This window comes from Streptosporangium canum (genome assembly GCF_900113865.1).
GTDB classification, from domain to species: domain Bacteria; phylum Actinomycetota; class Actinomycetes; order Streptosporangiales; family Streptosporangiaceae; genus Streptosporangium; species Streptosporangium canum.
This window is the reverse complement of sequence record NZ_FOQY01000044.1, coordinates 18948-42625: the sequence shown is the minus strand read 5'-3', so window position 1 is coordinate 42625 and position 23678 is coordinate 18948. Positions and strand designations below refer to the sequence as shown.

Annotated in this window: 24 protein-coding genes and 1 riboswitch; of the genes, 18 read left to right on the top strand and 6 right to left on the bottom strand. The window is 70.6% G+C overall.

Features of this window, described 5'->3' with window-relative positions:
* Positions 1-17 precede the first annotated feature (17 nt).
* From BM085_RS38190 to BM085_RS46525, 3 genes are all read left to right on the top strand, one after another.
* On the top strand, positions 18-1082 hold the full coding sequence (locus BM085_RS38190) for an alkaline phosphatase family protein (RefSeq protein WP_093891647.1): 1065 nt from the start codon (positions 18-20) through the stop codon (positions 1080-1082).
* Positions 1083-1214: 132 nt separating this feature from the next.
* Complete coding sequence (locus tag BM085_RS38185; RefSeq protein WP_093891646.1) at positions 1215-2933, top strand: RNA polymerase sigma factor; 1719 nt, start codon at positions 1215-1217, stop codon at positions 2931-2933.
* A 136-nt stretch (positions 2934-3069) separates the two neighbouring features.
* Positions 3070-4473 (top strand): C40 family peptidase, encoded by a 1404-nt coding sequence (locus tag BM085_RS46525; protein WP_093891645.1) that lies wholly within the window; start codon positions 3070-3072, stop codon positions 4471-4473.
* A 3-nt stretch (positions 4474-4476) separates the two neighbouring features.
* Here the strand turns inward: BM085_RS46525 and BM085_RS38175 are convergent, their stop codons facing one another.
* Positions 4477-4965: an inorganic diphosphatase gene (locus BM085_RS38175; RefSeq protein ID WP_086567801.1), complete on the bottom strand. Its 489-nt coding sequence runs from the start codon at positions 4963-4965 to the stop codon at positions 4477-4479.
* A 122-nt stretch (positions 4966-5087) separates the two neighbouring features.
* Between BM085_RS38175 and dacB the strand changes: the two genes are divergently transcribed.
* From dacB to BM085_RS38120, 11 genes are all read left to right on the top strand, one after another.
* Positions 5088-6449 carry a D-alanyl-D-alanine carboxypeptidase/D-alanyl-D-alanine endopeptidase gene (gene dacB / locus BM085_RS38170; RefSeq protein WP_245789939.1) on the top strand — a complete coding sequence of 454 codons (1362 nt, stop codon included), beginning with the start codon at positions 5088-5090 and terminating at the stop codon, positions 6447-6449.
* A gap of 51 nt (positions 6450-6500) precedes the next feature.
* Positions 6501-7727: a zinc-dependent metalloprotease gene (locus BM085_RS38165; protein ID WP_245789932.1), complete on the top strand. Its 1227-nt coding sequence runs from the start codon at positions 6501-6503 to the stop codon at positions 7725-7727.
* A gap of 22 nt (positions 7728-7749) precedes the next feature.
* Positions 7750-8763, top strand: coding sequence for a tRNA lysidine(34) synthetase TilS (gene tilS, locus BM085_RS38160; protein WP_093891643.1), 1014 nt, complete (start codon positions 7750-7752; stop codon positions 8761-8763).
* Positions 8764-8774: 11 nt separating this feature from the next.
* Entirely contained in the window at positions 8775-9332 is a 558-nt protein-coding gene (gene hpt / locus BM085_RS38155) for a hypoxanthine phosphoribosyltransferase (protein WP_218158942.1), read from the top strand.
* Between the two features lie 282 nt (positions 9333-9614).
* On the top strand, positions 9615-11585 hold the full coding sequence (gene ftsH / locus BM085_RS38150; RefSeq protein WP_093891642.1) for an ATP-dependent zinc metalloprotease FtsH: 1971 nt from the start codon (positions 9615-9617) through the stop codon (positions 11583-11585).
* Positions 11586-11587: 2 nt separating this feature from the next.
* The gene (gene folE, locus BM085_RS38145; protein WP_086567807.1) at positions 11588-12169 is read left to right on the top strand and encodes a GTP cyclohydrolase I FolE; all 582 of its coding nucleotides are present in this window, start codon (positions 11588-11590) and stop codon (positions 12167-12169) included.
* A 356-nt stretch (positions 12170-12525) separates the two neighbouring features.
* Complete coding sequence (gene folP / locus BM085_RS38140; protein WP_031158039.1) at positions 12526-13377, top strand: dihydropteroate synthase; 852 nt, start codon at positions 12526-12528, stop codon at positions 13375-13377.
* Positions 13374-13811 carry a nuclear transport factor 2 family protein gene (locus tag BM085_RS38135; protein WP_012895518.1) on the top strand — a complete coding sequence of 146 codons (438 nt, stop codon included), beginning with the start codon at positions 13374-13376 and terminating at the stop codon, positions 13809-13811. Before folP ends, BM085_RS38135 begins: the two co-directional genes overlap by 4 nt.
* Positions 13808-14170: a dihydroneopterin aldolase gene (gene folB / locus BM085_RS38130; protein ID WP_093891641.1), complete on the top strand. Its 363-nt coding sequence runs from the start codon at positions 13808-13810 to the stop codon at positions 14168-14170. Before BM085_RS38135 ends, folB begins: the two co-directional genes overlap by 4 nt.
* A complete protein-coding gene (folK, locus tag BM085_RS38125) occupies positions 14167-14664 on the top strand; it encodes a 2-amino-4-hydroxy-6-hydroxymethyldihydropteridine diphosphokinase (protein ID WP_093891640.1) in 498 nt (165 codons plus the stop codon). Before folB ends, folK begins: the two co-directional genes overlap by 4 nt.
* Positions 14661-15113 carry a DUF3180 domain-containing protein gene (locus BM085_RS38120; RefSeq protein WP_093891639.1) on the top strand — a complete coding sequence of 151 codons (453 nt, stop codon included), beginning with the start codon at positions 14661-14663 and terminating at the stop codon, positions 15111-15113. The genes folK and BM085_RS38120 overlap by 4 nt, the downstream gene beginning before the upstream one ends.
* Positions 15114-15129: 16 nt before the next feature.
* Here the strand turns inward: BM085_RS38120 and BM085_RS38115 are convergent, their stop codons facing one another.
* Together BM085_RS38115 and BM085_RS38110 are read right to left on the bottom strand one after the other, a co-directional pair.
* Entirely contained in the window at positions 15130-16326 is a 1197-nt protein-coding gene (locus BM085_RS38115; protein ID WP_093891638.1) for an NADH-quinone oxidoreductase subunit D, read from the bottom strand.
* Positions 16327-16343: 17 nt separating this feature from the next.
* Complete coding sequence (locus tag BM085_RS38110) at positions 16344-17645, bottom strand: aminotransferase class V-fold PLP-dependent enzyme (protein ID WP_093891637.1); 1302 nt, start codon at positions 17643-17645, stop codon at positions 16344-16346.
* 53 nt (positions 17646-17698) lie between these two features.
* Positions 17699-17814, bottom strand: a riboswitch (SAM riboswitch).
* 138 nt (positions 17815-17952) lie between these two features.
* Here BM085_RS38110 and BM085_RS38105 point away from each other — a divergent pair.
* Positions 17953-18717: a TerC family protein gene (locus tag BM085_RS38105; protein ID WP_093891636.1), complete on the top strand. Its 765-nt coding sequence runs from the start codon at positions 17953-17955 to the stop codon at positions 18715-18717.
* Positions 18718-18737: 20 nt separating this feature from the next.
* Positions 18738-19937, top strand: coding sequence for a cytochrome P450 (locus tag BM085_RS38100; protein ID WP_093891635.1), 1200 nt, complete (start codon positions 18738-18740; stop codon positions 19935-19937).
* Positions 19938-20238: 301 nt separating this feature from the next.
* Here BM085_RS38100 and BM085_RS44980 read toward each other — a convergent pair whose 3' ends face one another.
* Both BM085_RS44980 and BM085_RS44975 read right to left on the bottom strand, forming a co-directional pair.
* A complete protein-coding gene (locus tag BM085_RS44980; RefSeq protein ID WP_177245480.1) occupies positions 20239-20412 on the bottom strand; it encodes a hypothetical protein in 174 nt (57 codons plus the stop codon).
* A gap of 169 nt (positions 20413-20581) precedes the next feature.
* The gene (locus tag BM085_RS44975; RefSeq protein ID WP_177245479.1) at positions 20582-20749 is read right to left on the bottom strand and encodes a hypothetical protein; all 168 of its coding nucleotides are present in this window, start codon (positions 20747-20749) and stop codon (positions 20582-20584) included.
* A gap of 674 nt (positions 20750-21423) precedes the next feature.
* Between BM085_RS44975 and BM085_RS38095 the strand changes: the two genes are divergently transcribed.
* Together BM085_RS38095 and BM085_RS38090 are read left to right on the top strand one after the other, a co-directional pair.
* The gene (locus BM085_RS38095; RefSeq protein WP_093891634.1) at positions 21424-22272 is read left to right on the top strand and encodes a helix-turn-helix domain-containing protein; all 849 of its coding nucleotides are present in this window, start codon (positions 21424-21426) and stop codon (positions 22270-22272) included.
* Entirely contained in the window at positions 22259-22459 is a 201-nt protein-coding gene (locus tag BM085_RS38090) for a DUF397 domain-containing protein (RefSeq protein WP_093891633.1), read from the top strand. The genes BM085_RS38095 and BM085_RS38090 overlap by 14 nt, the downstream gene beginning before the upstream one ends.
* A gap of 172 nt (positions 22460-22631) precedes the next feature.
* On the opposite strand, the gene BM085_RS38085 is transcribed toward BM085_RS38090, so the two are convergent.
* On the bottom strand, positions 22632-23678 hold the full coding sequence (locus BM085_RS38085) for a S66 family peptidase (RefSeq protein ID WP_093891632.1): 1047 nt from the start codon (positions 23676-23678) through the stop codon (positions 22632-22634).

The window sequence follows — 23678 nt, the reverse complement described above, 5'->3', positions numbered from 1 at the left end:
GTGCCGGCCGCCGGAAGGTGAGCGGCCGTCCCCGGCCGTGGCCGAAGGCCCTGGCGGCCTCGCCAGCCCTGGTTCTGCTCCTGGCCCCGGTCCTGGCGTCGGGCTGCGGCCACGTCCCGGAGGCGCCGGGCGCCCCGGCGCTGCCGCGGCCCAGTGTCGCGGCGGTGACCGCCCCCTCGTCGATCCCGTACATGTCGATGACGCTCGTCCCGACGCCGGAGCCGAGCCCGCCCCCGGTCCCGCCGCAGCCGAAGGTGCTGGTCGTCGGGCTGGACGGAGTGCGCCACGACCGGCTTCTCGCCGCGAGGGCGGTGCACTTCCGGCAGCTCATGAGGGCGGGGACCTTCCTCACCGGCCGGTTGGAGGTGGTGAAGAAGGTCCGCTCCAGCAGCGGTCCGGGGTGGTCGACCGTGCTGACCGGGGTGGCGCCCGGCAAGCACGGCGTGCACAACAACTCCTTTGCGGGCCGCCAGTTCACGAAATATCCGGACTTTCTCACGCGGCTGGAGCGGGTCCGGCCGAGCCTGCACACCGCGGCCGTGACCGGCTGGCGATACCTGATGGACACCGGAGCGGTCGGCGCCCTGGTCGACTGGCACGCCACCAGCCATCTCAAGCCCTACGAGATCGGCGACAAGGACGCCTTCATCATCGACCGGATGACCGATCTCATCCGCACCAGCCAGGTCGACATCGCGTTCATGCACCTTGAGGTCACCGACGCCGTCGCCCACCGGTCGGGAGTGCTCGGCCCCGCCTATCGCCGGGCGATCGAGACGGTGGACGGCTATCTCGGCCGGCTGTTCGGCGCCATCCGCGCCAGACGCACCTTCGCCGCGGAGCGATGGACGATCATCGTCACCACCGATCACGGCCACCGGGACGAGGGGGGCCACGGGGGCGTCTCCCCGCAGGAGCGCAGCATCTTCGTGCTCGCCGCCGGGCCGGGGATCGCGCAGGGTGTGCGGGGAGGGGGAGCCCGCCAGGTGGATGTGGCGGCCACCGTCTTCGCCCAGCTCGGCATCCCTCTTCCCGGAAGCCTGGACGGGAGATCACTCAGCGCGGTCCAGATTGATAAATAACCATTTGTAAATCTTTATGGGTGCATGCCGTACGGCATTGTTTACTGACGCGGATGACTATATGGACACAGTTCCCGTCAACGCCTGGAAATCGCTGGAACTGTTAGTTATCAAACCTTTACCGTCTGTCACATGAATGACAGCGTTCTGGTCGAAGCCCTCCGCGCGCGGGACGCGGGTGCCCTCACCGCGCTCTACGACCTGCATGCCGAGGGCCTCTACCGATACTGCTGGTTCATGCTGGGCGGCCCCGACGGCGCGCAGGTGGCGCTCCGCGACACCCTGATCGCCGCCGAGGCCCACGTCCACGCGCTCGCCGACCCCGGCCGGCTGGTGGCGTGGCTGTACGCACTCGCTCGGGGGGAGTGCGTACGGCGCCGCCCGGCGTCCGCGCCGGAGCCGGCCCCGGCGGACGCGGGCCCGGTGCCCGCAGGGAACGGCGACGCCGACCTGCGGGTCATGGCCCGCAACGCCACCCGGGGCCTGTCGCCTGAGGAGCGCGAGGTCCTTGAGCTGGTCTCCCGGCACGGCCTGTCCGTCGCGGACCTCGCCGCGGTGCTGGGAGTCTCGGCCAGGCTCGCCGGCGGGATGTACGGATCGGCGCGGGAACGGCTGCGCGACCTGGTCACCGTGGAGGTCCTCGCACGCAAGGGACCGCACGACTGCGTGAGCCGGGAACGGCTGCCGGCCGGTTTCACGGGCGAGCTCACGCCCGGCACGCGTGAGCGGATGATCCGCCACGTGAGCCGCTGCGACATCTGCGCGCCCCACCGGGACGGACAGGTCTCGGTGGCGAAGGTCTTCGGCCTGCTGCCCGGCGTCACGCTGCCGCCGACGCTGCGCATGCGGGTGATGAGCGGCTTCGCCAACCCCGACCTCGTCCCCTACCGGCGTTACGTCGCCCGCAGGACGGGAATCCTGGACGCCGCCGGGTTTCCCGTCGAGAGGGTTCGCGGGAACCGCCGCCGGTCTCGTGCGGCGGTCGCTGCGGCGGTCGCGGTCGCGGCGGTGGCCGCGATTGCTCTGATCTTCATCCAGCCCGTCGTGACGTCCGGCGAGCCGCCCGCCGGCACCGCGCCGGGCGAGTCACCGACCGGCGGGCCGCCGGGCGTCCGCCTGCCTCGGAGTTCGGAGCCGAGGGGCGCTCCGACGGCCCTGGAGGCTCTCCATGAGGGGTCGTCCGCCTATCCGATCGGTCCGGCCCCGCCGATCGGCTCCATCGGGCCGGCCCTGCCGATCGCCGTCGCCAGGCCCGACCCCGGGTCTGACCGGCGCGTTCGGGGGTTCTTCCCGGCGCCCACGTCGACCGGTGAGCCGTCCGATCGGCCCAGTGGCCCGACGGCAAGTCCCACGGGACCCTCCTCGTCCCGGGAGCCCGCGCCGGTGCTCCCCGGTCCTCCCCGGCTGGGCGCGTGGGAAAGGCCCGGCCCGCCACGTGACCACCAGGGGAGCAGGCCGCCCCGCCGCTGCCGTGCCACCCCCGGTCGGGCCCCTACGACTCCCCGGCCCGCGCCCACCCGCGCCGAGCCAAGCCCCGTCCCCGGACCCACGCCGCCCACGACCGCCCCCACACCCTCCAAGCCCGCTCCCACGACCGCCCCTACGGCCCCCAGGCCTGCTCCCACGACCGCCAGGCCCGCCCCCACACCCCCCGAGCCCGCTCCCACGACCGCCAGGCCCGCTCCTGCGGCACCCAAGCCTGATCCCGCGGACCGTCCCGCCGGGCAGCCGCCCGCCACGTCCGCCGACCCCCCTGCCCGGTCCGTCGACCCGCCCGCGTCAACGGAGAGGCCGACGGCCGAGTCCGCCGGGCGGCCGTCCGGCGCGCCCTCGGGGCCGGCGGTGGCATGACCAAAAGCGTTTCCCGCCGATATTGATTACGTTACGTGAGTTACATGTGTGCGAAGAGTGACTAAGGGGAATCTTGCCCTAGATCATTGTCACGGAACGACATGTAGCGATACGCGGCGATTCAGGAGGTGGGCGCATGCAGTCCGTCGAGAGGTGCTGTCGCGCCGGTGTGATGGTGGCGGGTCTGACCTGCTGCCTGATCACGTGCGCGGCCGTCCCGGCCGTCGCCGTGCGGGACAGGGTGGGGCCATCCGCCGAGGAGGTCGCCAGGGCCCGGTCCAAGGCCGGTGAACGGAGTAAACAGCTCGGTGAGACCACAGCCCTGCTGGCGAAGGCCCAGGCTGAGCTCGGTGAGCTGAGCGGCCGGGCCAGGAAGTTGATCGAGATCTACGAGGGCGAGCGCGCCAGTGCCGCCCGAGCCGAGGAGCTTCTCCGGCAGGCGCGGGAACGGGCCGAGGCCGGCAGGCCGGAGAAGGTCCGCGAGGCGGCTGTGACCCCTGTCCGGGGAGACGGCGGGACGCTCTGGAACCCTGCCCAGGAGGGTGGAGCGGCCGTGGCCCATGTCCAGGGAGCCGCGGTCCCTGCCCAGGGGGGTGGGGCGGCCGTGGTCCCTGCTCAGCGGGGTGGGGCGGCCGTGGTCGGTGCCCAGGGGGGTGGAGCGGTCATGATCCCGCGCCAGGGTGACGGCGGGACGGTCGCGATCCCCGCGCGGGAGGCCGTGACCGCCCTCAAGACCCGGACGGGGACGGCTGAGACGGAGGCCGGTCAGCCGGGGACCGCTGAGGCGGAGGCTGTCCGGACGGGGACCGTCGAGCCGGAGGACGGCCGGGTGGAGGTCGTCGCGGCGGAGGCCGCCTGGTACGAGCGGCGGAAGGCGGCGGAACGGGCGGCCGCGGCGAGGAAGGCGGCCGAGGAGGCCGTGGCCGGGCAGGCCGCCGAGACCCGGCGGATCGAGGCCGACAGGGCACGGCTGGACAGGCAGGCGAAGGCGGAGACGATCGTCGCCGAACGGCTCGCCGGCAAGCGGGTGGCCGTGCTCAAGTGGACCAGGGTCGCCAAGCAACGCGCCCGGCAGGGCAAGCGCCGGAGCGCGGCGGTGGCACGGAAGAGGGCACGGTTCGTGGCGGCCAGGGGGACGGTGCCGACCTGGCCGCTGAACACGACCTGGCAGGCCGCGCGGGGCGACATCGCCGCCGACTGGGCGCTCACCCAGCTCGACAAGCCCTACCTGTGGGCGGCCACGGGGCCCGGCGGCTACGACTGCTCGGGCCTGACCATGCAGGCGTGGGCGCGGGCCGGGGTCAGGCTCGACCACTGGACGGGCACCCAGTGGACCTCGGGGCGGCACGTCCAGCTCAGCCAGGTCCGCCGGGGCGACCTGCTGTTCTTCGGACGGATCACCCGCAATCCAGGCGACATCTCCCACGTGGGGATCTACATCGGCAGGGGCCTGATGGTGCACGCCCCGCAGACCGGGGACGTGGTTCGGGTCGCGCCGATATGGCGCAGGGACCTCATCGGCGCGACCCGTCCGGACTGACGCTCAGTGCTTGTGGTCCTTCTCGCGCCTGATGGAGCGGACGATCTCCTCCTCGGCCTCGACCCGGCCGACCCAGTTGGCGCCCTCGACGGACTTGCCGGGCTCCAGGTCCTTGTAGACCTCGAAGAAGTGCTGGATCTCCAGACGGTCGAACTCCGGCACGTGGTGGATGTCGCGGATGTGCTCCATCCGGGGGTCCGTGGCGGGAACGCACAAGACCTTGTCGTCGCCACCCTTCTCATCGGTCATGCGGAACATGCCGACCGCGCGGCACTTGATCAGGCAGCCGGGGAAGGTCGGCTCCTGGAGCAGCACCAGGGCGTCTAGGGGGTCGCCGTCCTCGCCGAGGGTGTTCTCGATGAAGCCGTAGTCGGCGGGGTACTGCGTGGAGGTGAAGAGCATCCGGTCGAGCCTGATCCGCCCGGACTCGTGGTCCACCTCATACTTGTTCCGTTGCCCCTTGGGAATCTCAACGAGAACGTCGAACTCCACCGCTTTTCCTCCGCTCAAGCCCCCCGGGCACCCCCGGCTGGGCATTAGTGTCTCGTAAGCGTTAATACCTGTTGGATACCGATTGATGAGAGGTCGGCGACGTCATGCGGCGCGAGCGGTGGGTGGCCTTGGTCACTCTCGTCTTGCTGCAGCTTTTCGTCGTCGCGGCCGGCGCCCACCTGCTGACCAGCGGACTGCTGGTCGAGAAGGCGACCGGATCGGCCGCTCCGGTGGAGCCGCCTCCCGTCCCGGTCATCACCGCGAGTCCGGTGCTGGCCGCGGGGGGGAACGGACCTCTCCCGGCCAAGAGTACTTTGGCGGGGCGGCTCACCGAGGCGCTGGGGGACCCCGCACTGGGCGGGCACGTCGGCGCCGCGATCCTCGACGCCGAGACCGGCGCCACGTTGTTCGGCAACGGAGCCGACGGCGGCGTCACCCCGGCCTCCACCACCAAGCTGGTCACCGCGGTCGCCTCGCTGGCCTCGCTGGGGCCCGACGCCAGGTTGAGCACCCGCGTGGTCCGGGGCTCCTCGCCCGGTTCGATCGTCCTGGTCGGTGGCGGCGACCCCACCCTGACGGCCCGCAGGCCGTCCGAGGTCCCCGTCTACCCCCAGCCGGCCTCGCTCGCCTCCCTCGCCCTGCGCACGGCCAGGGCGCTGAAGGCCGCCGGGACCACCAAGGTCACGGTGGCCTACGACGACGGCCTTTACACCGGGCCGGCCATCTCCCCGACGTGGAAACCCAACTACGTGCCCGACGGCGAGGCCGCCCCCGTCACGGCGCTCATGGTCGACGAGGGCAGGGTCGCCCCCGGCGTCCGCCAGCGGGTCGCCGACCCCTCCCGCACGGCGCACGGCGCGTTCGTCTCGATGCTGTCGAAGCAGGGCATCGCGGTCTCCAGGTCCGCCCGCCGGGTCAAGGCCCCGGCCGGCGCCCAGGAGATCGCCCGGGTCGACTCCGCCCCGGTCTACGCGCTGGTCGAGCGGGCGCTGACGCTGAGCGACAACGACCTGTCGGAGGCCCTGGCCAGGCAGGTGGCGATCAAGGAGGGCAGGCCCGCCTCCTACGACGGAGCGGCGGCGGCCGTCCAGCAGGTGCTGACCCGGCTGAAGGCCGGCGAGGGCGTGCGGGTCTTCGACGGCAGCGGGCTGTCGCCCAAGAACCGCATCACCCCGATGGGCATGGCCCGCCTGATCGCGGTGGCGGCCTCCCCGGCGAATCCCGGCCTGCACCCGATCGTCAGCGGCATGCCCATCTCCGGGTTCAGCGGCACCCTGGGCCACCGGTTCGACAAGATCCACTCTGCCTACGGGCTGATCCGCGCCAAGACCGGCACCCTCAACGGGGTCAGCACGCTGGCGGGTATGACCACCACCAGGAACGGCCGGCTGGTGACTTTCGCCTTCATGGCGGACGACATCCCCCCGGGCAGGAACGCGGAGGCGGCCCTCGACAGACTCGCCGCCACGGTGGCCGCGAGCTGACCATGGGCTTGGGGCGCGCGGCCGGGAAGGAGACCGCGTACGGTGGACGGTATGCAGGTGATCGACTGGGACCTTGCCGTAGCGACCGGAACGCGCCTGGTGCGCCCCGGGCCGCAAGTGAGTCGAGAGGAGGCCCGGCAGGCGGTCGCGGAGCTGCGACAGCTATCCCGTGAGGCCGAAGGGCACGTCCGGGAGTTCACCCGGATCGACACCGAGACCGCGCCGCAGGCGGCCACGATCGTCGACCGGTCCGGCTGGATCAAGGCCAACGTCGAGGGTTTCCGGGTGGTCCTGGAGCCGCTGACCGAGCGGATGGCCGCGCGCAGGGACCAGACGCCGGCGATCGTGAGCGCGGTGGGCTCGCGCATCACCGGGGTCGAGGTCGGCGCGGTGCTGGCCTTTCTCGCCTCCCGCGTCCTCGGGCAGTACGAACTGTTCCTCCCGCCCGACCCCTCGGGTCAGGAGGCCACCGGCCGGCTCACCCTGGTCGCGCCCAACATCGTGCACGCCGAGCAGGAGCTCGGCGTCCACCCGCGCGACTTCCGTCTCTGGGTCTGCCTGCACGAGGAGACCCACCGGGTGCAGTTCACCGGCGTCCCCTGGCTGCGGGAGTACATCCGCTCCCAGATGACCGAGTTCCTGCTCGTCTCCGACCTGGACCTGCCCACCCTCCTGGAGCGGCTCCGCTCGGCCGCCGACGCGGTCGCCGACGCCGTCCGGGGCGGCGAGGGCAACCTGATCGACGCGATCCAGACCCCCGAGCAGAAGGAGATCCTCGACCGGCTCACCGCGGTGATGACCCTGGTCGAGGGCCACGGCGACTACGTCATGGACGCGGTCGGCCCCTCGGTGGTCCCCTCGGTCGCCGACATCCGGGCCAAGTTCCACCACCGCCGTGAGGGAGGCTCCCGTCTCGACCGGACGGTCCGCAAGTTGCTCGGCATCGACCTCAAGATGAAGCAGTACGCCCAGGGCTCCGGCTTCGTCCGCACCGTCGTCGACCGGGTGGGTATGGACGGCTTCAACAAGGTCTGGACCTCCGCGGAGACCCTCCCGACCCAGGAGGAGATCGCCCACCCCGACCGCTGGATCGCCAGGGTGATCGGCGCTCCGGCCCTTCCCGGCGCCGGAGCCGACGGCGTCACGGATCTTCCGGGAACCGGGTCCGGCGGCGCCACCGCCCGTCCCGAGACCAAGACCGAGACCAAGACCGAGACCGAGACCGAAACTGCGACCGAGACGGCGACCGGGAGCGAGGCCGACGGCACCACGGGCTGACCGGAGGCCGGACAATGGCGGCATGGGTCCGCCTCCCGCCGTCGCCGACGTCCGCCGTGCCGTACGGCATGCCCTGGACGACCTGGAGCCCGGCGATCTCGTGCTGGTCGCGTGCAGCGGCGGCGCCGACTCCCTGGCGCTCGCGGCCGGGCTGGGGTTCGTGGCGCCCCGCGCCGGGCTCCGTGCCGGGCTGCTGACCGTCGACCACGGTCTCCAGGAGGGCTCCCCGTGCCGGGCCGCCGACGTCGTACGGCTCGCGCCCGCCTTCGGGCTCGAGCCCGCCGAGGCGCTGAGCGTCTCGGTCGGCACCTCGGGAGGGCCCGAGGCGGCCGCGAGGGAGGCGAGGTACGCCGCGCTGTCGGAGGCCGCGGGGCGGCTCGGGGCGGCGGCCGTGCTGCTCGGGCACACCAGGGACGACCAGGCCGAGACCGTCCTGCTCCGGCTGGCCCGAGGGAGCGGGACGCGATCGCTGGCGGGGATGCCGGCGCGGGCGGGGCTCTACCGGCGTCCGCTGCTGGAGCTCGGCCGGCGGACGACCGTGGCGGCCTGCTCGGCGCTCGGGCTGTCGCCGTGGGACGACCCGCACAATCTCGATCCCCGCTACACCCGGGTCCGGGTCCGCGAGCGGCTGCTGCCCGCCTTCGAGGACGAGCTGGGCCCGGGGGTCGCCGAGGCGCTCGCCCGGACCGCCGCCCTGTGCCGGGACGACGCCGACGCTCTCGACGGCTGGGCCGACGCGGTCTACGCGCGGGCGGTCGTCTCCGATTCCGCTCTAAGCGATATCGGGGCGGTGGCGGTGGCCGTACCGGAGGTGGAGGACGTGCCGGCCGCGGTGCGGCGGCGGGTGTTGCGCCGGGCGGCGATCGAGGCCGGAGCCCCGCCGGGCACGCTCGCCGCGTCCCACATCCTTCAGGTGGACCGTCTGGTCACCGACTGGCGGGGGCAGCGGCGCGTGGAGGTCCCCGGGGGGGTGGGAGCGGTCCGGCGGTATGGCACCCTGATATTCGCCAGACAGCCAGCAAGCCCCGTCTCGTAAGGAAATCCCAGGTGGACGCAGCCGACATGGGCAAGGATCTCTCGAAGGTCCTCATCCCGGAGGAAGAGCTCCAGGCAAAGGTCAAGGAGCTCGCGAGCCGGATCGACGAGGATTACGCGGGCAAGGACCTGCTGATCGTGGGAGTGCTCAAGGGGGCGGTCATGGTCATGGCCGACCTGGCCAGGGCACTGCATGTGCCGGTTCAGATGGACTGGATGGCCGTCTCGTCCTACGGTGCGGGCACCAAGTCCTCGGGCGTCGTGCGCGTGCTCAAGGACCTCGACACCGACATCGCCGGCCGCCATGTGCTGGTCGTCGAGGACATCATCGACTCCGGCCTGACCCTGTCGTGGCTGGTGCACAACCTGAAGTCGCGCAACCCCGCCTCGGTCGAGATCTGCGCCGCGCTGCGGAAGCCGGACGCGGTCAAGGTGCCGATCGATGTGAAATACATCGGTTTCGACATTCCCAATGAGTTCGTCATCGGTTACGGGCTCGACTACGCGGAGCGATATCGCAACCTTCCCTTCATCGGGACCCTCGCCCCGCATGTGTATGGAGCGGGCTGAAAAGTACGCCCTGCGCGAAGCGTGCCCCCCAAGGGGGTCGACATTGCTCATAGCGGCGGGGAACACCGGGCTACTTGACGTACGTTGGTAGGGCAAAGCCGGTACCGCCCGGGCAGTTACTCTGCGCGGCACGCCGGTGTACCTTCGGACACCAAAGAGATGACCTTTCGGGGTGTCTCTGGGGAGTCAGTTGGAGCGGTTAGGGATACCGCGAACCCCGGGTTCGCCCGGGGTGCCAGGCCTTGGTCAGGAAGGGACGGGCCCGCCGGGGTTCCGCATCGGATGGATCTCAAGCGATTTACACGTGGGCCACTGCTGTGGATCCTGGGCATCGTCGTGCTGCTCCTGCTCGTCACCACGATGTGGGGCGGCGACGGCAACTACGAGAAGGCCGACACTTCGAAGATCATTAGTTTGATCGACGAGGGCAAGGTCGCCAACGCGAAGATCATCGACAAGGACCAGCGCATCGAGGTCACTCTGACCGACAAGAAGCGCTACTACTCCTCGTGGGTGACCGGGCAGGGTGTCCAGCTCGCAGACAAGCTCGAATCCGCCGCGACCAGCGGCAAGCTCACCGGCGGCTACACCGTCGACGTGCCGAAGGAGAACTTCCTCCTCGGCCTCCTGGTGAGCTTCCTGCCGATCGTCATCATCGTGCTGATCTTCCTGTTCATCATGAACCAGATGCAGGGCGGCGGCTCCCGGGTGATGAACTTCGGCAAGTCGAAGGCCAAACTCATCACCAAGGACACCCCGAAGACCACCTTCGCCGACGTCGCGGGCGCCGACGAGGCCATCGAGGAGCTCCAGGAGATCAAGGAGTTCCTGCAGGCCCCGGCCAAGTTCCAGGCGATCGGCGCGAAGATCCCCAAGGGCGTCCTGCTCTACGGCCCGCCCGGAACCGGCAAGACCCTGCTCGCCAGGGCCGTCGCCGGCGAGGCAGGCGTGCCGTTCTACTCGATCTCCGGTTCCGACTTCGTCGAGATGTTCGTCGGTGTCGGCGCCTCGCGGGTCCGCGACCTGTTCGAGCAGGCCAAGGCGAACGCGCCGGCGATCATCTTCATCGACGAGATCGACGCGGTGGGCCGCCACCGCGGCGCCGGCCTCGGCGGCGGTCACGACGAGCGCGAGCAGACGCTGAACCAGCTCCTCGTCGAGATGGACGGCTTCGACGTCAAGGGCGGCGTGATCCTGATCGCCGCGACCAACCGGCCCGACATCCTGGACCCGGCACTGCTGCGTCCGGGACGTTTCGACCGCCAGGTCACCGTCGACCGCCCCGACCTGGAGGGCCGCAAGGGCATCCTCAAGGTGCACGGCCGCGGCAAGCCGTTCGCCGAGGGCGTCGAGCTCGACATCATCGCCCGCCGGACGCCCGGTTTCACCGGCGCCGACCTGGCGAACGTGATCAACGAGGCCGCGCTGCTCACCGCCCGCGCGGACCAGAAGCTGATCACGATGGAGATGCTCGAGGAGTCCATCGACCGCGTGATGGCCGGCCCGGAGCGCAAGACCCGCGTCATGTCGGACCAGGAGAAGAAGATCATCGCGTACCACGAGGGTGGTCACGCCCTGGTCGCGCACGCGCTGCCCAACTCCGACCCGGTCCACAAGATCACGATCCTGTCCCGCGGCCGCGCCCTCGGTTACACGATGACGCTGCCGATGGAGGACAAGTTCCTGGCGACCCGCTCGGAGATGCTGGACCAGCTCGCGATGCTGCTGGGCGGCCGTACGGCGGAGGAGCTCGTCTTCCACGAGCCCACCACCGGCGCCTCCAACGACATCGAGAAGGCCACCTCCATCGCCCGCCGCATGGTCACCGAGTACGGCATGAGCGAGCAGCTCGGCGCGCGGAAGTTCGGCAGCGGCAACGCCGAGGTCTTCCTCGGCCGTGAGATGGGTCACGAGCGCGACTACTCCGAGAAGATCGCCTCCACGATCGACGAGGAGGTGCGCCGCCTGATCGAGGCCGGCCACGACCAGGCCTGGGAGATCCTCGTCGAATACCGCGACGTGCTCGACAACCTGGTGCTCGAACTCATGGAGAAGGAGACGCTCTCCCGCGACCAGGTGCTGCAGATCTTCGCGCCGGTGGTCGTCAAGGAGAAGCGCCCCTCCTACTCCGGCTACGGCAAGCGGCTCCCCTCGGACCGCCCGCCGATCCTGACCCCGAAGGAGCAGTCCGGCAACGGCGCGCTTCCCGCGGGCGCGGGTCACGTCGACTCCGTACCCAGGGACGGGAACTGAGTGTGAGTGTGAAGCCGTTGCAGGTCGATTCGGCCCGGATCGAGAGAGCCGTCCGCGAGATCCTGATCGCGCTCGGTGAGGACCCGGACCGGGACGGCCTGCAGGACACCCCGGCCCGCGTCGCCCGCGCCTACGCGGAGCAGTTCGCCGGGCTGGGGCAGTCCCCGGAAGACGTACTGACCACGGTCTTCGACGTCGACCACGACGAGATGGTGCTGGTGCGCGACATCGAGGTCTACTCGACCTGCGAGCACCACCTGGTGCCGTTCCACGGTGTCGCCCACGTCGGCTACATCCCGAACGAGAAGGGGCAGGTCACCGGCCTGTCCAAGCTCGCCCGCCTCGTCGACGTCTACGCCCGCCGCCCCCAGGTCCAGGAGCGGATGACCTCCCAGATCGCCGACGCGCTCATGAGCGTGCTGGAGCCCCGCGGGGTCATCGTCGTCATCGAGTGCGAGCACCTCTGCATGACCATGCGCGGGGTCCGCAAGCCCGGCGCCAAGACCATCACCTCGGCTGTGCGCGGTGATTTCCGCAACAGCGACAAGACGCGCGCCGAAGCGATGGCGCTCATCCTCCGCTGATCCCCGCTCCTTGCCCGCAGATACCTCGCCTTGTTCGGGCCGCCACGGCGGCCTGAACAAGGTTTCTGTTTTGGGGCCCGGTTCGAAAGCCCTCCAATCCCGCTTTGCTCGGGCTAATATCTCCACACTTGCCAAGGTCCGGCATGCTCCGAACTCCTGATCCGAATGCCCTCCGATCGGTTGACCGGGACAGATGCGGCCCAACCGGGGAGATGATCGCCAGAAATGTCACCGATTGTCCACGTCGGTCCGTCGTCTCGGCGGTCGTCCGCCCCGGGATGGACGGGCTGTTCCGTGATGGCACAAGCTGGACCCGCGAGATGGGCGAAGAGTGGACTACGCCTAGGCTTGTCCGCATGACTACGTGGAGTGTGCCGGGGATGCCCGACGAGGGCCGATGCCTGGTGATGGGCGTGGTCAACGTGACCCCCGACTCGTTCTCCGACGGCGGGCAGTGGTTCGACCCGGCGACGGCCGTACGGCACGGCCTGGAGCTGGTCGAGCAGGGCGCCGACATCGTCGACGTGGGCGGGGAGTCCACCAGGCCCGGGGCGGCGAGGGTGTCGCTCGAAGAGGAGCTGGCCAGGGTCGAGCCGGTCATCAGGGAGCTGAGCCGGGAGGGTGTCACGGTCAGCGTCGACACCATGCGGGCCGAGGTCGCCCAGGCGGCCGTGGCGGCCGGGGCGAAGCTGGTCAACGACGTCAGCGGCGGCCTCGCGGATCCGGCGATGCCGCGCGTCGTCGCCGCGTCCGGCGTGCCGTACGTGGTGATGCACTGGCGGGGCCACAGCCACGCGATGAACAGCAGGGCGGTCTACGGCGACGTCGTGACCGAGGTGCGGGAGGAGCTCTCCAAGCGGGTCTCCTCCGTGCTGGCCGAGGGGGTGGCCGACAATCAGATCGTGCTTGACCCGGGCTTGGGCTTCTCCAAGAACCCCGAACACAACTGGGCTCTGCTCGCGGGGCTGGACCAGCTCGCCGAGCTGGGCTATCCGATGATCATCGGGGCCTCGCGGAAGCGTTTCCTGGGCCGCCTGCTCGCGGACCCGGACGGCGCCCCGCGTCCTTTCAGTCGCAGTGATGACGCCACGCTCGCCGTGACCGCCCTCGTCGCACAGGCGGGGGCATGGTGCGTGCGCGTCCATGACGTACGTCCGAACGCGGACGCCGTCCGTGTGGCTGCCGCAGTTCAGGGAGCGAGAGCATGAGCGTCGACACCACCGCCGTCGAGACGGTCAACCAGGCGTTCTACACCGCGATCGAGAACGCCGACCTCGACAGGATGACCGAGATCTGGGCCGAGGACGTCGACGGCGAGCAGGTGAGCTGCGTGCACCCGGGATGGCCGATCGTGAACGGCCGCCAGGAGGTGCTGCGCTCCTGGGCGCTCATCATGGCCAACACCCCCTACATCCAGTTCGTGCTGACCGACGTCCGCGTCATGGTCCTGGGTGATGTGGCCATCCTCACCTGTGAGGAGAACATCCTCACCGCGGGAGACGAGGGCGACTCCAGCTTCGCCGCGGGCAAGGTCGTGGCGAGCAACACCTTCATCAGGACGGAGTCGGGGTGGCGGCTCTGGCTGCACCACGGCTCCCCGGTGCTGCAGGGCGACGAGGACGAGGAAGAGGAAGCCGCGTGACCGACCGGATCAGTGTGAAGGGCCTGCGGGCGCGGGGGCGGCACGGCGTGCTGGCCGCCGAGCGCGAGCTCGGCCAGGAGTTCGTCGTCGACGCCACGCTCTTCCTCGACACGGCGCCCGCGGCGGCCGGAGACGACCTGACCAGGACCGTGCACTACGGCGAGCTCGCCCAGGACCTGGTGAAGGTCGTGGAGGGCGAGCCGGTCAATCTGATCGAGACCCTGGCCCAGCGCCTGGCGGATGTCTGCCTGGCCCGCGAGCAGGTGATGTCGGCGGAGGTGAGCGTGCACAAGCCGGCCGCGCCGATCCCGCTGCCGTTCGACGACGTGGTCGTGACGATCACGCGGAGCCGGGGATGAAGGTCGTGCTGGCGCTCGGCAGCAACCTGGGCGACCGGTTCGAGACGCTGCAGGGCGCGCTCGACTCGCTCTTCGACGCGCCGGGCCTCGAATTCGTCGCGGTGTCGCCGGTCTACGAGACCGACCCGTTCGGCGGCCCCGAGCAGGGGCCCTACCTCAACGCGGTGGTGATCGCGCAGAGCACCCTGGAACCCCGGACGCTCCTCGATCGTGCTCAAGGTGTGGAGAACGCCTTCGGCCGGGTCCGGGAGGAGCGCTGGGGAGCGCGCACCCTGGACGTCGACCTGATCACCGTGGGGGACGTCGTCTCCGACGACCCCGAGCTGACGCTGCCGCACCCCCGGGCACACGAGCGCGCGTTCGTGCTGGTGCCGTGGTCGCGGGCCGACCCGGACGCGGTCCTGTCCGGCCGCAGGGTCGACGACCTGCTGGCCGCGCTGGACCAGGACTACGTACGGCTCCGCACCGACCTGACGCTGCAGAGGCCCATGTGAAACCGACCCGCCCCGGCGTGCTCGTCGGTCTCCTCGTCGTGTTCGCGATCATCACCTGGGCACTGCTGAAGCCCCTTTACTCGTCCCTGCCGACCGTGCCGTGGACCGCGATCCCCACGGTGCTCCTGCTGGCCGTCGGCGAGATCTACAGCGGATGGATGACCAAGGCCCGGATCGAGCGCAGGGGCGACACCAAACCCGTCGAACCGCTGGCCGTGGCCCGGCTCGCGGCCCTGGCCAAGGCCTCCGCGTACGGCGGGGCGATCTTCGGCGGGATCTTCGCCGGATTCACCCTCTACACCGCCGAGCTGCTGGAGCAGGGCGTGCCGCGCCGCGACTTCCTCATCACCGGCGGCTCGTTCGTCGTCTGCGTGGTGCTGGTGTGCGCCGCCCTCTACCTGGAGTACTGCTGCAAGGTGCCGAAGGACTCCTCGGAGGAGGACCGCTAGGGGCCCGCCCGCGCGGTCACTTGTCGATGTCGCCCACGACGAAGAACATCGACCCGAGGATGGCCACCATGTCGGCGAGCAGATGGCCCGGCAACATCTCGCGCAGCACCTGGACGTTGTTGTAGGAGGCCGAGCGGAGCTTCAGCCGCCACGGGGTTTTCTCGCCGCGGGAGACCAGGTAGTAGCCGTTGATGCCGAGCGGGTTCTCCGTCCAGGCGTAGGTGTGGCCCTCGGGGACCTTGAGCACCTTGGGCAGGCGCTGGTTGACGGGCCCCTGCGGCAGCTCCCGGAGCCGCTCCAGGCAGGCGTCGGCCAGGTCCAGGGAGACCTTCACCTGCTCCAGGAGCACCTCGAAGCGGGAGTGGCAGTCTCCGGCCGACCGGGTCACGACCCGCACCGGCAGCTCGCCGTAGGCGAGGTAGGGCTCGTCCCTGCGCAGGTCGATGTCCACCCCCGAGGCGCGGGCGATGGGGCCGCTCACGCCGTACTGCATGATCGTCTCGCGGTCCAGCACGCCCACCCCGACCGTGCGGGCCAGGAAGATCTCGTTCCCGGCGATCAGGTTCTCGATGTCGGGCAGCCGCCGCCGCACGTCCGCGACGGCGCGCGAGGCCCGGCCGTTCCATCCCTCGGGCACGTCCTCCTTGAGGCCGCCGACCCGGTTGAACATGTAGTGCATCCGCCCGCCGGAGATCTCCTCCATCACGGCCTGGAGGGTCTCGCGCTCCCGGAACGCGTAGAAGAGCGGGGTGATCGCGCCGAGCTCCAGCGGGTAGGAGCCGAGGAACATCAGGTGGCTGAGGACCCGGTTGAGCTCGGCCAGCAGTGTGCGCATCCAGACGGCCCGGACGGGCACCTCCATGCCGAGCATCCGCTCCACCGCGAGCACGACGCCCAGCTCGTTGGCGAACGCCGACAGCCAGTCGTGCCGGTTGGCCAGCATGATGATCTGCCGGTAGTCGCGCACCTCGAAGAGCTTCTCCGCGCCGCGGTGCATGTAGCCCACGATCGGCTCGGCCGCGCTGATCCGCTCCCCGTCCAGGGTGAGCCGCAGCCGCAGCACCCCGTGCGTGGACGGATGCTGCGGCCCGATGTTGAGGACCATGTCCTCGGTCGCGAGCTCCTTGCCGCGCGCTCCGTGCACGGCGTCCGCTCCGGCGCCCATCCCTACGCTGATCTCCCGGGGCGGGCCTGCGACACGACGCTCAGTCATAGGGCCATGCTGTCACGTCAGTCCCGGTTGAGGAGATCCCGCAGGGCGGCGACCAGACGGTCGACGTGCTCCTCGGTGGTGCCGATCCCGATGGAGGCGCGGACGGCGGAGGCGGTGACGTCGTCGCAGCCGCCGTCCTTGGCGCCGAGAAGGTGGCGGACGAAGGGGTGGGCGCAGAACTTGCCGTCGCGCACGCCGATGCCGTACTCGCCGGACAGGACTTCGGCGACCTCGCGGGCGGTGAAGCCGTCCACCACGAAGGAGACGATGCCGACGCGCGGGTGGTCGGGGCCCCACAGGGAGAGCTCGTGGACGCCCTCGATGGCGGCGAGCCCGGCGCGGAGACGGCCGATGAGGCGCTCCTCCTCGTGGAGCAGGGCGCTCCAGCCGGTGGCGTTCAGCGCGTCGCAGGCGGCGGCCAGGGCGATGGCGCCCAGGACGTTCGGGGTGCCGGCCTCGTGGCGGGCCTCGGGGTCGGCGTGCCACTCGGTCTCGTCGTCGTTGACGGCCTTCACCGCGCCGCCGCCCCGCAGGTACGGCTCCGCCGCCGCCAGCCAGTCCGTCCGGCCGATCAGGGCGCCCGTGCCGAAGGGGGCGTAGAGCTTGTGGCCGGAGAAGACCACGTAGTCCAGGTCCAGCGCGGTCAGGTTGAGACGGCGGTGCGGGACGAGCTGGGCGGCGTCGACGAGGATGCGGGCGCCGTGGCGGTGGGCGATGTGGGCCAGGGCGGCGATCGGCCAGAGCTCGCCGGTGACGTTGGAGGCGGCGGTCACCACCAGCAGCTTGGGGCCGTCGATCCCGGCCAGCGCCTCGTCGGCGGCGCGGACCGCCTCGCCGGGGAAGGCGGGGGGCGCGAGCCGTACGGCGTCGGCCCAGGGCAGGAGCGAGGCGTGGTGCTCGGTGTCGAAGACCACGGCGGTGGTCCCCTCGGGCAGGCTGCGGGCCAGCAGGTTGGTGGCGTCGGTGGTGTTCCGGGTGAAGACCACCGAGTCGTCGGGGCGGGCCCCGACGAAGGCGCGGACCGTGTGCCGGGCCTGCTCGTAGCGGGCCGTGGTGAGCTGGGAAGCGTATCCGGCGCCGCGGTGGACGCTGGAGTAGGCCGGGAGCGCGGCGGCGACGGCGGCGCTCACCGGCTCCAGACAGGGCGCGCTGGCGGCGTAGTCGAGGTTGGCGTAGGGGACGAGCCTGCCGCCCTTGACCGGGACCTCGAGGTCCGAGCCGAGCACCGCGGGGATCCGCCGGTCCTCGGAGGCGCGGGTCGCCGGGACGGTCACGGCTGCGGCGGTGGTGGCGGAGGTGAAGATCGTCAGTGCGGACACGCCAAGGCTCCCTGAGAGGTCATCGGACCCCAAGCCGTGGCATTGGTGCGTGGAGCCCGCGCTTGCCCGGCACACATCGTGCCGGACCAGGTCCTCACCCGGGGCACCCCGCCGCGGACGCGAGGGTTGCCGGCCAGCGAGCCGGGGCTTGTCACTGGCACTCATGACCTACAGGGGAACTATAACCGACAGCCGGCCGGGCTCCGCAAGTCTTCAAAATGCGCAGATGTGATCCGGGATCAGGAACTCCTGGAGGTCTCCACCCGTCTAGGCAGTGACCCCGTAACGCCTGATGAAGGAGCAGACGATGGATTGGGTGACCAACCCGGAGATCTGGATAGGGTTTGTCACCCTTGTCGGTCTGGAGATCGTGCTCGGCATCGACAACATCATCTTCATCTCGATCCTGGCCGGGAAGCTCCCGCCGGAACAGCGGGACAAGGCGCGCAAGCTGGGCCTCCTCGCCGCCCTGCTGAGCCGGCTCGCGCTGCTGCTGGCGCTGTCGTGGGTGGTGAAACTCACATCGCCCATGTTCGAGGTCTTCGGCCAGCCGATCTCGGGGCGCGACCTGATCCTGATCTTCGGCGGTCTCTTCCTGCTGGGCAAGAGCGTCTTCGAGATGCACGACAGCCTTGAGGGCAAGCCGGGTCACGCCAGCGGCAAGGTCGCCTCCTCCTTCACCTCGGTGATCCTCCAGATCATGGTCCTGGACATCGTGTTCTCCCTCGACTCGGTGATCACCGCGGTCGGCATGGTCGACGAGCTCGGCGTCATGGTCGCGGCCGTCGTCGTGTCGGTCGTCGTGATGCTCTTCGCCTCCGGCCCGATCAGCCGCTTCGTGGACAAGCACCCGAGCATCAAGATGCTCGCCCTGTCGTTCCTGGTGCTGATCGGGGTCGTGCTCATCGCCGAGGGCTTCGAGCAGCACATCTCCAAGGGCTACATCTACTTCGCGATGGCGTTCTCGCTCGTCGTGGAGCTGCTGAACATCCGGCTGCGCGGCAAGTCCAACGGGGAGAAGCCGGTCGAGCTGCACCAGCGTTACGAGGCGGACAAGCAGACTGAGTCTTAAGTCAACATTACGATGTTGACGTGCGCTTTGATCCTTGGAGTCCGGAATTCGTCGCCCATCCCTATGACGTCTACAACGAGCTGAGGCGGGAGCGGCCGGTCAGCTTCTTCGAGCCGACCGGCCAGTGGCTGATCGCCCGGCACGCCGACGTCAACGCGCTGCTGCGCGACCGCAGGCTCGGCCGCTCCTACCTGCACGTGGCCACGCACCAGGAGTTCGGCAGGCCGGACGACCCCGGGTTCCAGGACCCGTTCTGGCGGGTGGTCAGGGCCGGGATGCTGGACGTCGAGCCGCCGGTCCACACCCGGCTCCGGCGGCTGGTGTCCAAGGCGTTCACCCCGCGCATGGTCGAGGCGCTCCGCCCCAAGGTCGCCCGGATCGCCGGGGAGCTGGTGGACCGGTTCGCCGAGCGCGGCGGGGGAGACCTGATCGCGGAGGTGGCCGAGCCGCTCCCGGTGACCGTGATCGCCGAGATGCTCGGCGTGCCCGAGGCCGACCGGCACCTGCTGCGGCCCTGGTCGGCCGACATCTGCGGGATGTACGAGCTCAACCCCTCGATCGAGGCCCAGCACACCGCCGTGCGCGCGGCCGAGGAGTTCTCCGACTACCTCGTCGGACTGGCCCGTGCCCGCCGGGCGGACCCCGGCGACGACCTGATCAGCGCACTGGCCCTGGTGGCCGACGAGGGCGACAAGCTCACCGAGGAGGAGCTGGTCGGCACCTGCGTGCTGCTGCTCAACGCCGGGCACGAGGCCACCGTCAACGTCACCGGCAACGGCTGGTGGTCGCTGTTCCGCAACCCGGCCGAGCTGGAGCGGCTCCGCGCCGACCACGGCCTGCTCCCCACGGCGATCGAGGAGCTGATGCGCTGGGACACCCCGTTGCAGATGTTCGAACGCTGGGTCCTTGAGGACATCACGGTCGGCGGGGTGGACATCCCGCGCGGCACGGAGGTGGCGCTGCTGTTCGGCTCGGCCAACCGCGACCCCGAGGTGTTCGCCGACCCCGACCGCCTGGACGTCGGCCGGGTGGACAACCCGCACATCTCCTTCGGGGCGGGCATCCACTTCTGCCTGGGCGCGCCGCTGGCCAGGATCGAGCTGATCGAGTCGTTCGGCGCGCTGCTGCGCAGGGCGCCGAAGCTGGAACTGACCGCCGAGCCCTCGTGGGGACCGGGCTACATCATCCGAGGGCTCACCGCCCTTGAGGTGCGGGTCTGATCCATCGGCAAGGTCGGCAGGCACGATTTCAAGGAGCTGCCGGCCGACGCCAGAGCGATGGTGCCCCGGCTGTGCCAGGCCGCCAAGGAGTGCTGAGGCGGCAGGTCGTAGACGTTCGTCGAGGAACCGATGGATGTAGGGGACGACGCGGGCGGGTCGGGTAACGACTCCGCCCGCCCGCGTCACACACGGGCCCGTGCACCCCTCCGTGCCGGGCCGGTGCGGGTACGGCGGCGCGGCGGCATGGAACGTGGGAAGGATGCCGCCGCGCCCGTTCATGGGAGGCGCCGGTCGCCCGGCGTCAGGGGAGGCGCCGGTCGTCCGGCGGCGTTGGGACGCGCACGCCGTCCGGGGCCGGTTCCCGGCGCCCGCGCTGGGTGATCATGGTCGTCTCGGCCTCGCGCATCTGCTTCTCCAGGCCCCCCGGGGTGGGGTCGGAGACGATCAGTGACTCCGGTGCGGGCCAGGCCGCCACGGCGTAGAAGCAGCGGCTGCCCGTGCCGTACAGGACGGTCCATCCCAGCCAGGCACGGTCCAGCCGTTCGGCCTCGGCGCGGGCCGGCCGTCCCAGAGGCGGTGGTGCACGACGGCGTGGGCCTGCCCGGCGCGGTGTCGGCCGGGGACGCGGTAGGGCTCGCGCCGGATCACGGGACTACTCCCCGGGCGGCCTCCTCCTGCCGGGCGGCCTCGGCCTGGAGTTGTTCGAAGGTGTCGGCGTCCACGGTGCGGAAGGGCGGGCCGTCCCACATCGAACTTTCGGGGAAGGGCCGCTCGCGGCTGGCCCAGTAGCGTCCGGCGTCGCTGCGGATCACCCGCCGGCCGGGATCGCCGGGGGCGGTGCGGCGGATTCAGGATGTTCCATGGGGCGGACCTCCGTTGTCTGGTCAAGGATTCGCCTGGTAGTCGCGAGCGCCGGGCGGGACTGCTCTGTGGGGGAGGGAAGGGGCTTGGGCGCGCCGTACGGGGCGGATGATCGGTGCCGGGGCGGCGCGAACCGGGTGCCGCGCGCGTGGGAAACGGCCCCTCGGGTGCGGCGGGGCCCCGAACGCCGTCCGTCGTCGCGCCGGGGCGGCGTGGTGGCGGCGGGCCGGGGTGCCGCGCGCCGTACGGGGTGGGGCGCTCTCTTGGGCAGCGGCAGCGGCGGTGGCGGTGGTACCGGTACGGCGAGGGCGGCCGGAGGCGGCTCGGGACGGCGCTGTGCGGGGACCAGCGGGATCACCTCGCCGGGTGCTACGACGGCGGGTGGTGTGAAGCGCGGCAACTGCTGAGACCCAAGCCGACGGCGCGTCTCCAGCCGCTCGGAGATCAGCGTGCCGGACGGCTGCGCGTAGTCGTGATCGGGCACGGTGCCGGCGCAGCCGTGGGCGTACGGCGGGTGGCCGCAGAGGGCACAGCCCATGGGCATGGGCGGAGCTTCGGAGAAGCAGCCGCAGCGGCTTTCCATCTGCCGGACGTACGGTGACCGCGATCGGGCAGACTTGGCGGCATGGCTTCTATGGGTCCTACTGTGCGGCATCGCCGCCTTGGTCGTGAGCTGCGGGGACTTCGCGAGAAGGCGAGCCTCACGCTGGAGGAGGTGGCCACACGGCTTGGCTGGTCCACGGCCAAGCTGAGCCGTATCGAGAACGCCCGGACCATGCCCAGCGGTACGGACATCGCCAACGCCTGCGATCTGTACGGCGTGGACCTGCCGACGAAGACCGCATTGATCCAGCTCGGTCGTGATGCTGGCCGTCGCGGCTGGTGGACTGCTTACAGTGATGTGCTTGCCGGTGCATATGTCGGCTTGGAAGCCGAAGCGACGGCCATCTGTACCTGGGAGCCACTCCTGGTGCCAGGTCTGCTCCAGGACGAAGAATATGCTCGTGAGATCATCCACGCCGTGCGTCCGGAACTGGCCAGTGCCGAACTGGACCGGCGTGTGGACGCCCGGATGGCGCGGAAGATCAGTATCGTCGGCGCACACGCGCCGACGCTGCATGTTCTCATGGACGAATGTGTCCTGCGCCGCCCCGTTGGGCCGCCCGGCGTCATGGCTCGCCAGCTTGGCGAGATTCTTCAGGTCGTGGACCGGCCCAACGTCACGATTCAGGTCCTGCCGCTCCGGTCTGGTGCGCACGGCGGCTTGGAGGGCGCTTTCTCTCTGCTGTCATTCGATGATGAAGATCCGGATGCGGGCTATACCGGGTGTCCGGGTGGAGAGATCTATGTAGAGGCGCCGGACCAGGTGCGGAATCTTAAGCTGACATTCGAGCGCCTTACCGGTGCGTGCTTGTCCCCCCAGGAGTCCGCAGTGCTCATCGCTGCGGTAAGGAGTGAGCATGATCTCCCCTGACCTATCCGGTGCCGAGTTCCGCAAGTCCAGCTACAGCGGTGGTGGTGACAACTGTGTCGAGGTGGCTACGAACCTTTCGGGTGTCGTCGCTGTGCGCGACAGTAAGGACCCGTCCGGGCTGGTGCTGACCTTCGCTCCGGCGGTCTGGCGTGACTTCCTCAGGGGCGTCCGCGACGGAGACTTCTGACCCGCAGGTCCGTACGGCGGCATGCAGCCAGGTCACGTGGGGAGAGCCCAGCGTGGTGACGCAGGACGGCCGCGCTCCGGCCCCCAGGTGGTCTACGCCCTGTCAGGGCAGGGCTGGGAGGTGGGGCCCGCCCACGGTCAGTCGGTACGGTGTTCCACCTGCGCACGGCTGATCAGAAATGGGCAATGACGCGGCGAGCGGGGCCGTCCACGGTCACCAGCCCGCCGTAGGGCAGGATCCACTGGGGATCGGTGTGTCCGAAGTCGACGCCGAACACCGCCATGGCCTCGGGACTGTAGTGGTCCAGCGCCCGCAGGATCGCCTCGCGCTGCTCGGTGCGGTAGCCGTCCCGCTCCTCGGGCGTGGTGCGGCGCATCAGGCTGCTGGCCTTGGCCGTACCGACGAGGACGGCCGGGAACTGCGCGAGCAGCCCGCGTTCGCCCGCGTTGCGCAGCATGTGGAACACCTCCTGGGCCGAGGGCATCTCCTCGGAGGTCTCCAGCAGCAGCACGCACCCGGCGTAGTCCTCGACCGGACGGATCCACCGGTCCGCGGCCAGGTTCCAGTGCAGGATCTCCAGGTTGCCGCCCCACGTGGGGGCGGTGACGACCCGGTCGGGCCGGTGCCAGGTCCAGCCGGGGCTGGGCAGGGTCGGCGCCGCGCGGTCCAGCGACGCGGGATCGCCCCAGTCGAGCTCGTCCTCGCTGAACACCTCGACCGGATGCAGCTCCATGTCCCCGCCGGTCAGCAGCGCCGCCCGCAGCGAACCGGCCGACACCGGGTGCAGACCGCCACCGCGGCCGAGGTGCACCATCGTCGACCCGCCGTGATAGCCCGCCACACCGAGGTTCCACAGCCAGTTGAGCAGGTTGGTGTTGTCGCTGTAGCCGACGAACGGCTTGGGATCGGCGGTGACCACGGCCGGATCGAGGAAGGGCAGCACGCCGAGCTGGTCGTCCCCTCCGATCGTGGCCAGCACCGCGCGGATGCCCGGGTCGGCGAACGCGTCCATCAGATCGGCCGCCCGATCCCGCGCCGTGGCGCCCAACCGGCGGGTCGTCGGATACTCCACAGGTTCCAGCCCGAACTCGTCGCGGAGCCGCCGCATCGCCAGCTCATGCACGGCAGGGAACATCCCCGGCGCCGCGAAGGAGGGCGAGACCACCGCCACCCGGTCTCCGGCCGTCAGCTTCGGGGGGAGAGTCAGATCAGGACGCAT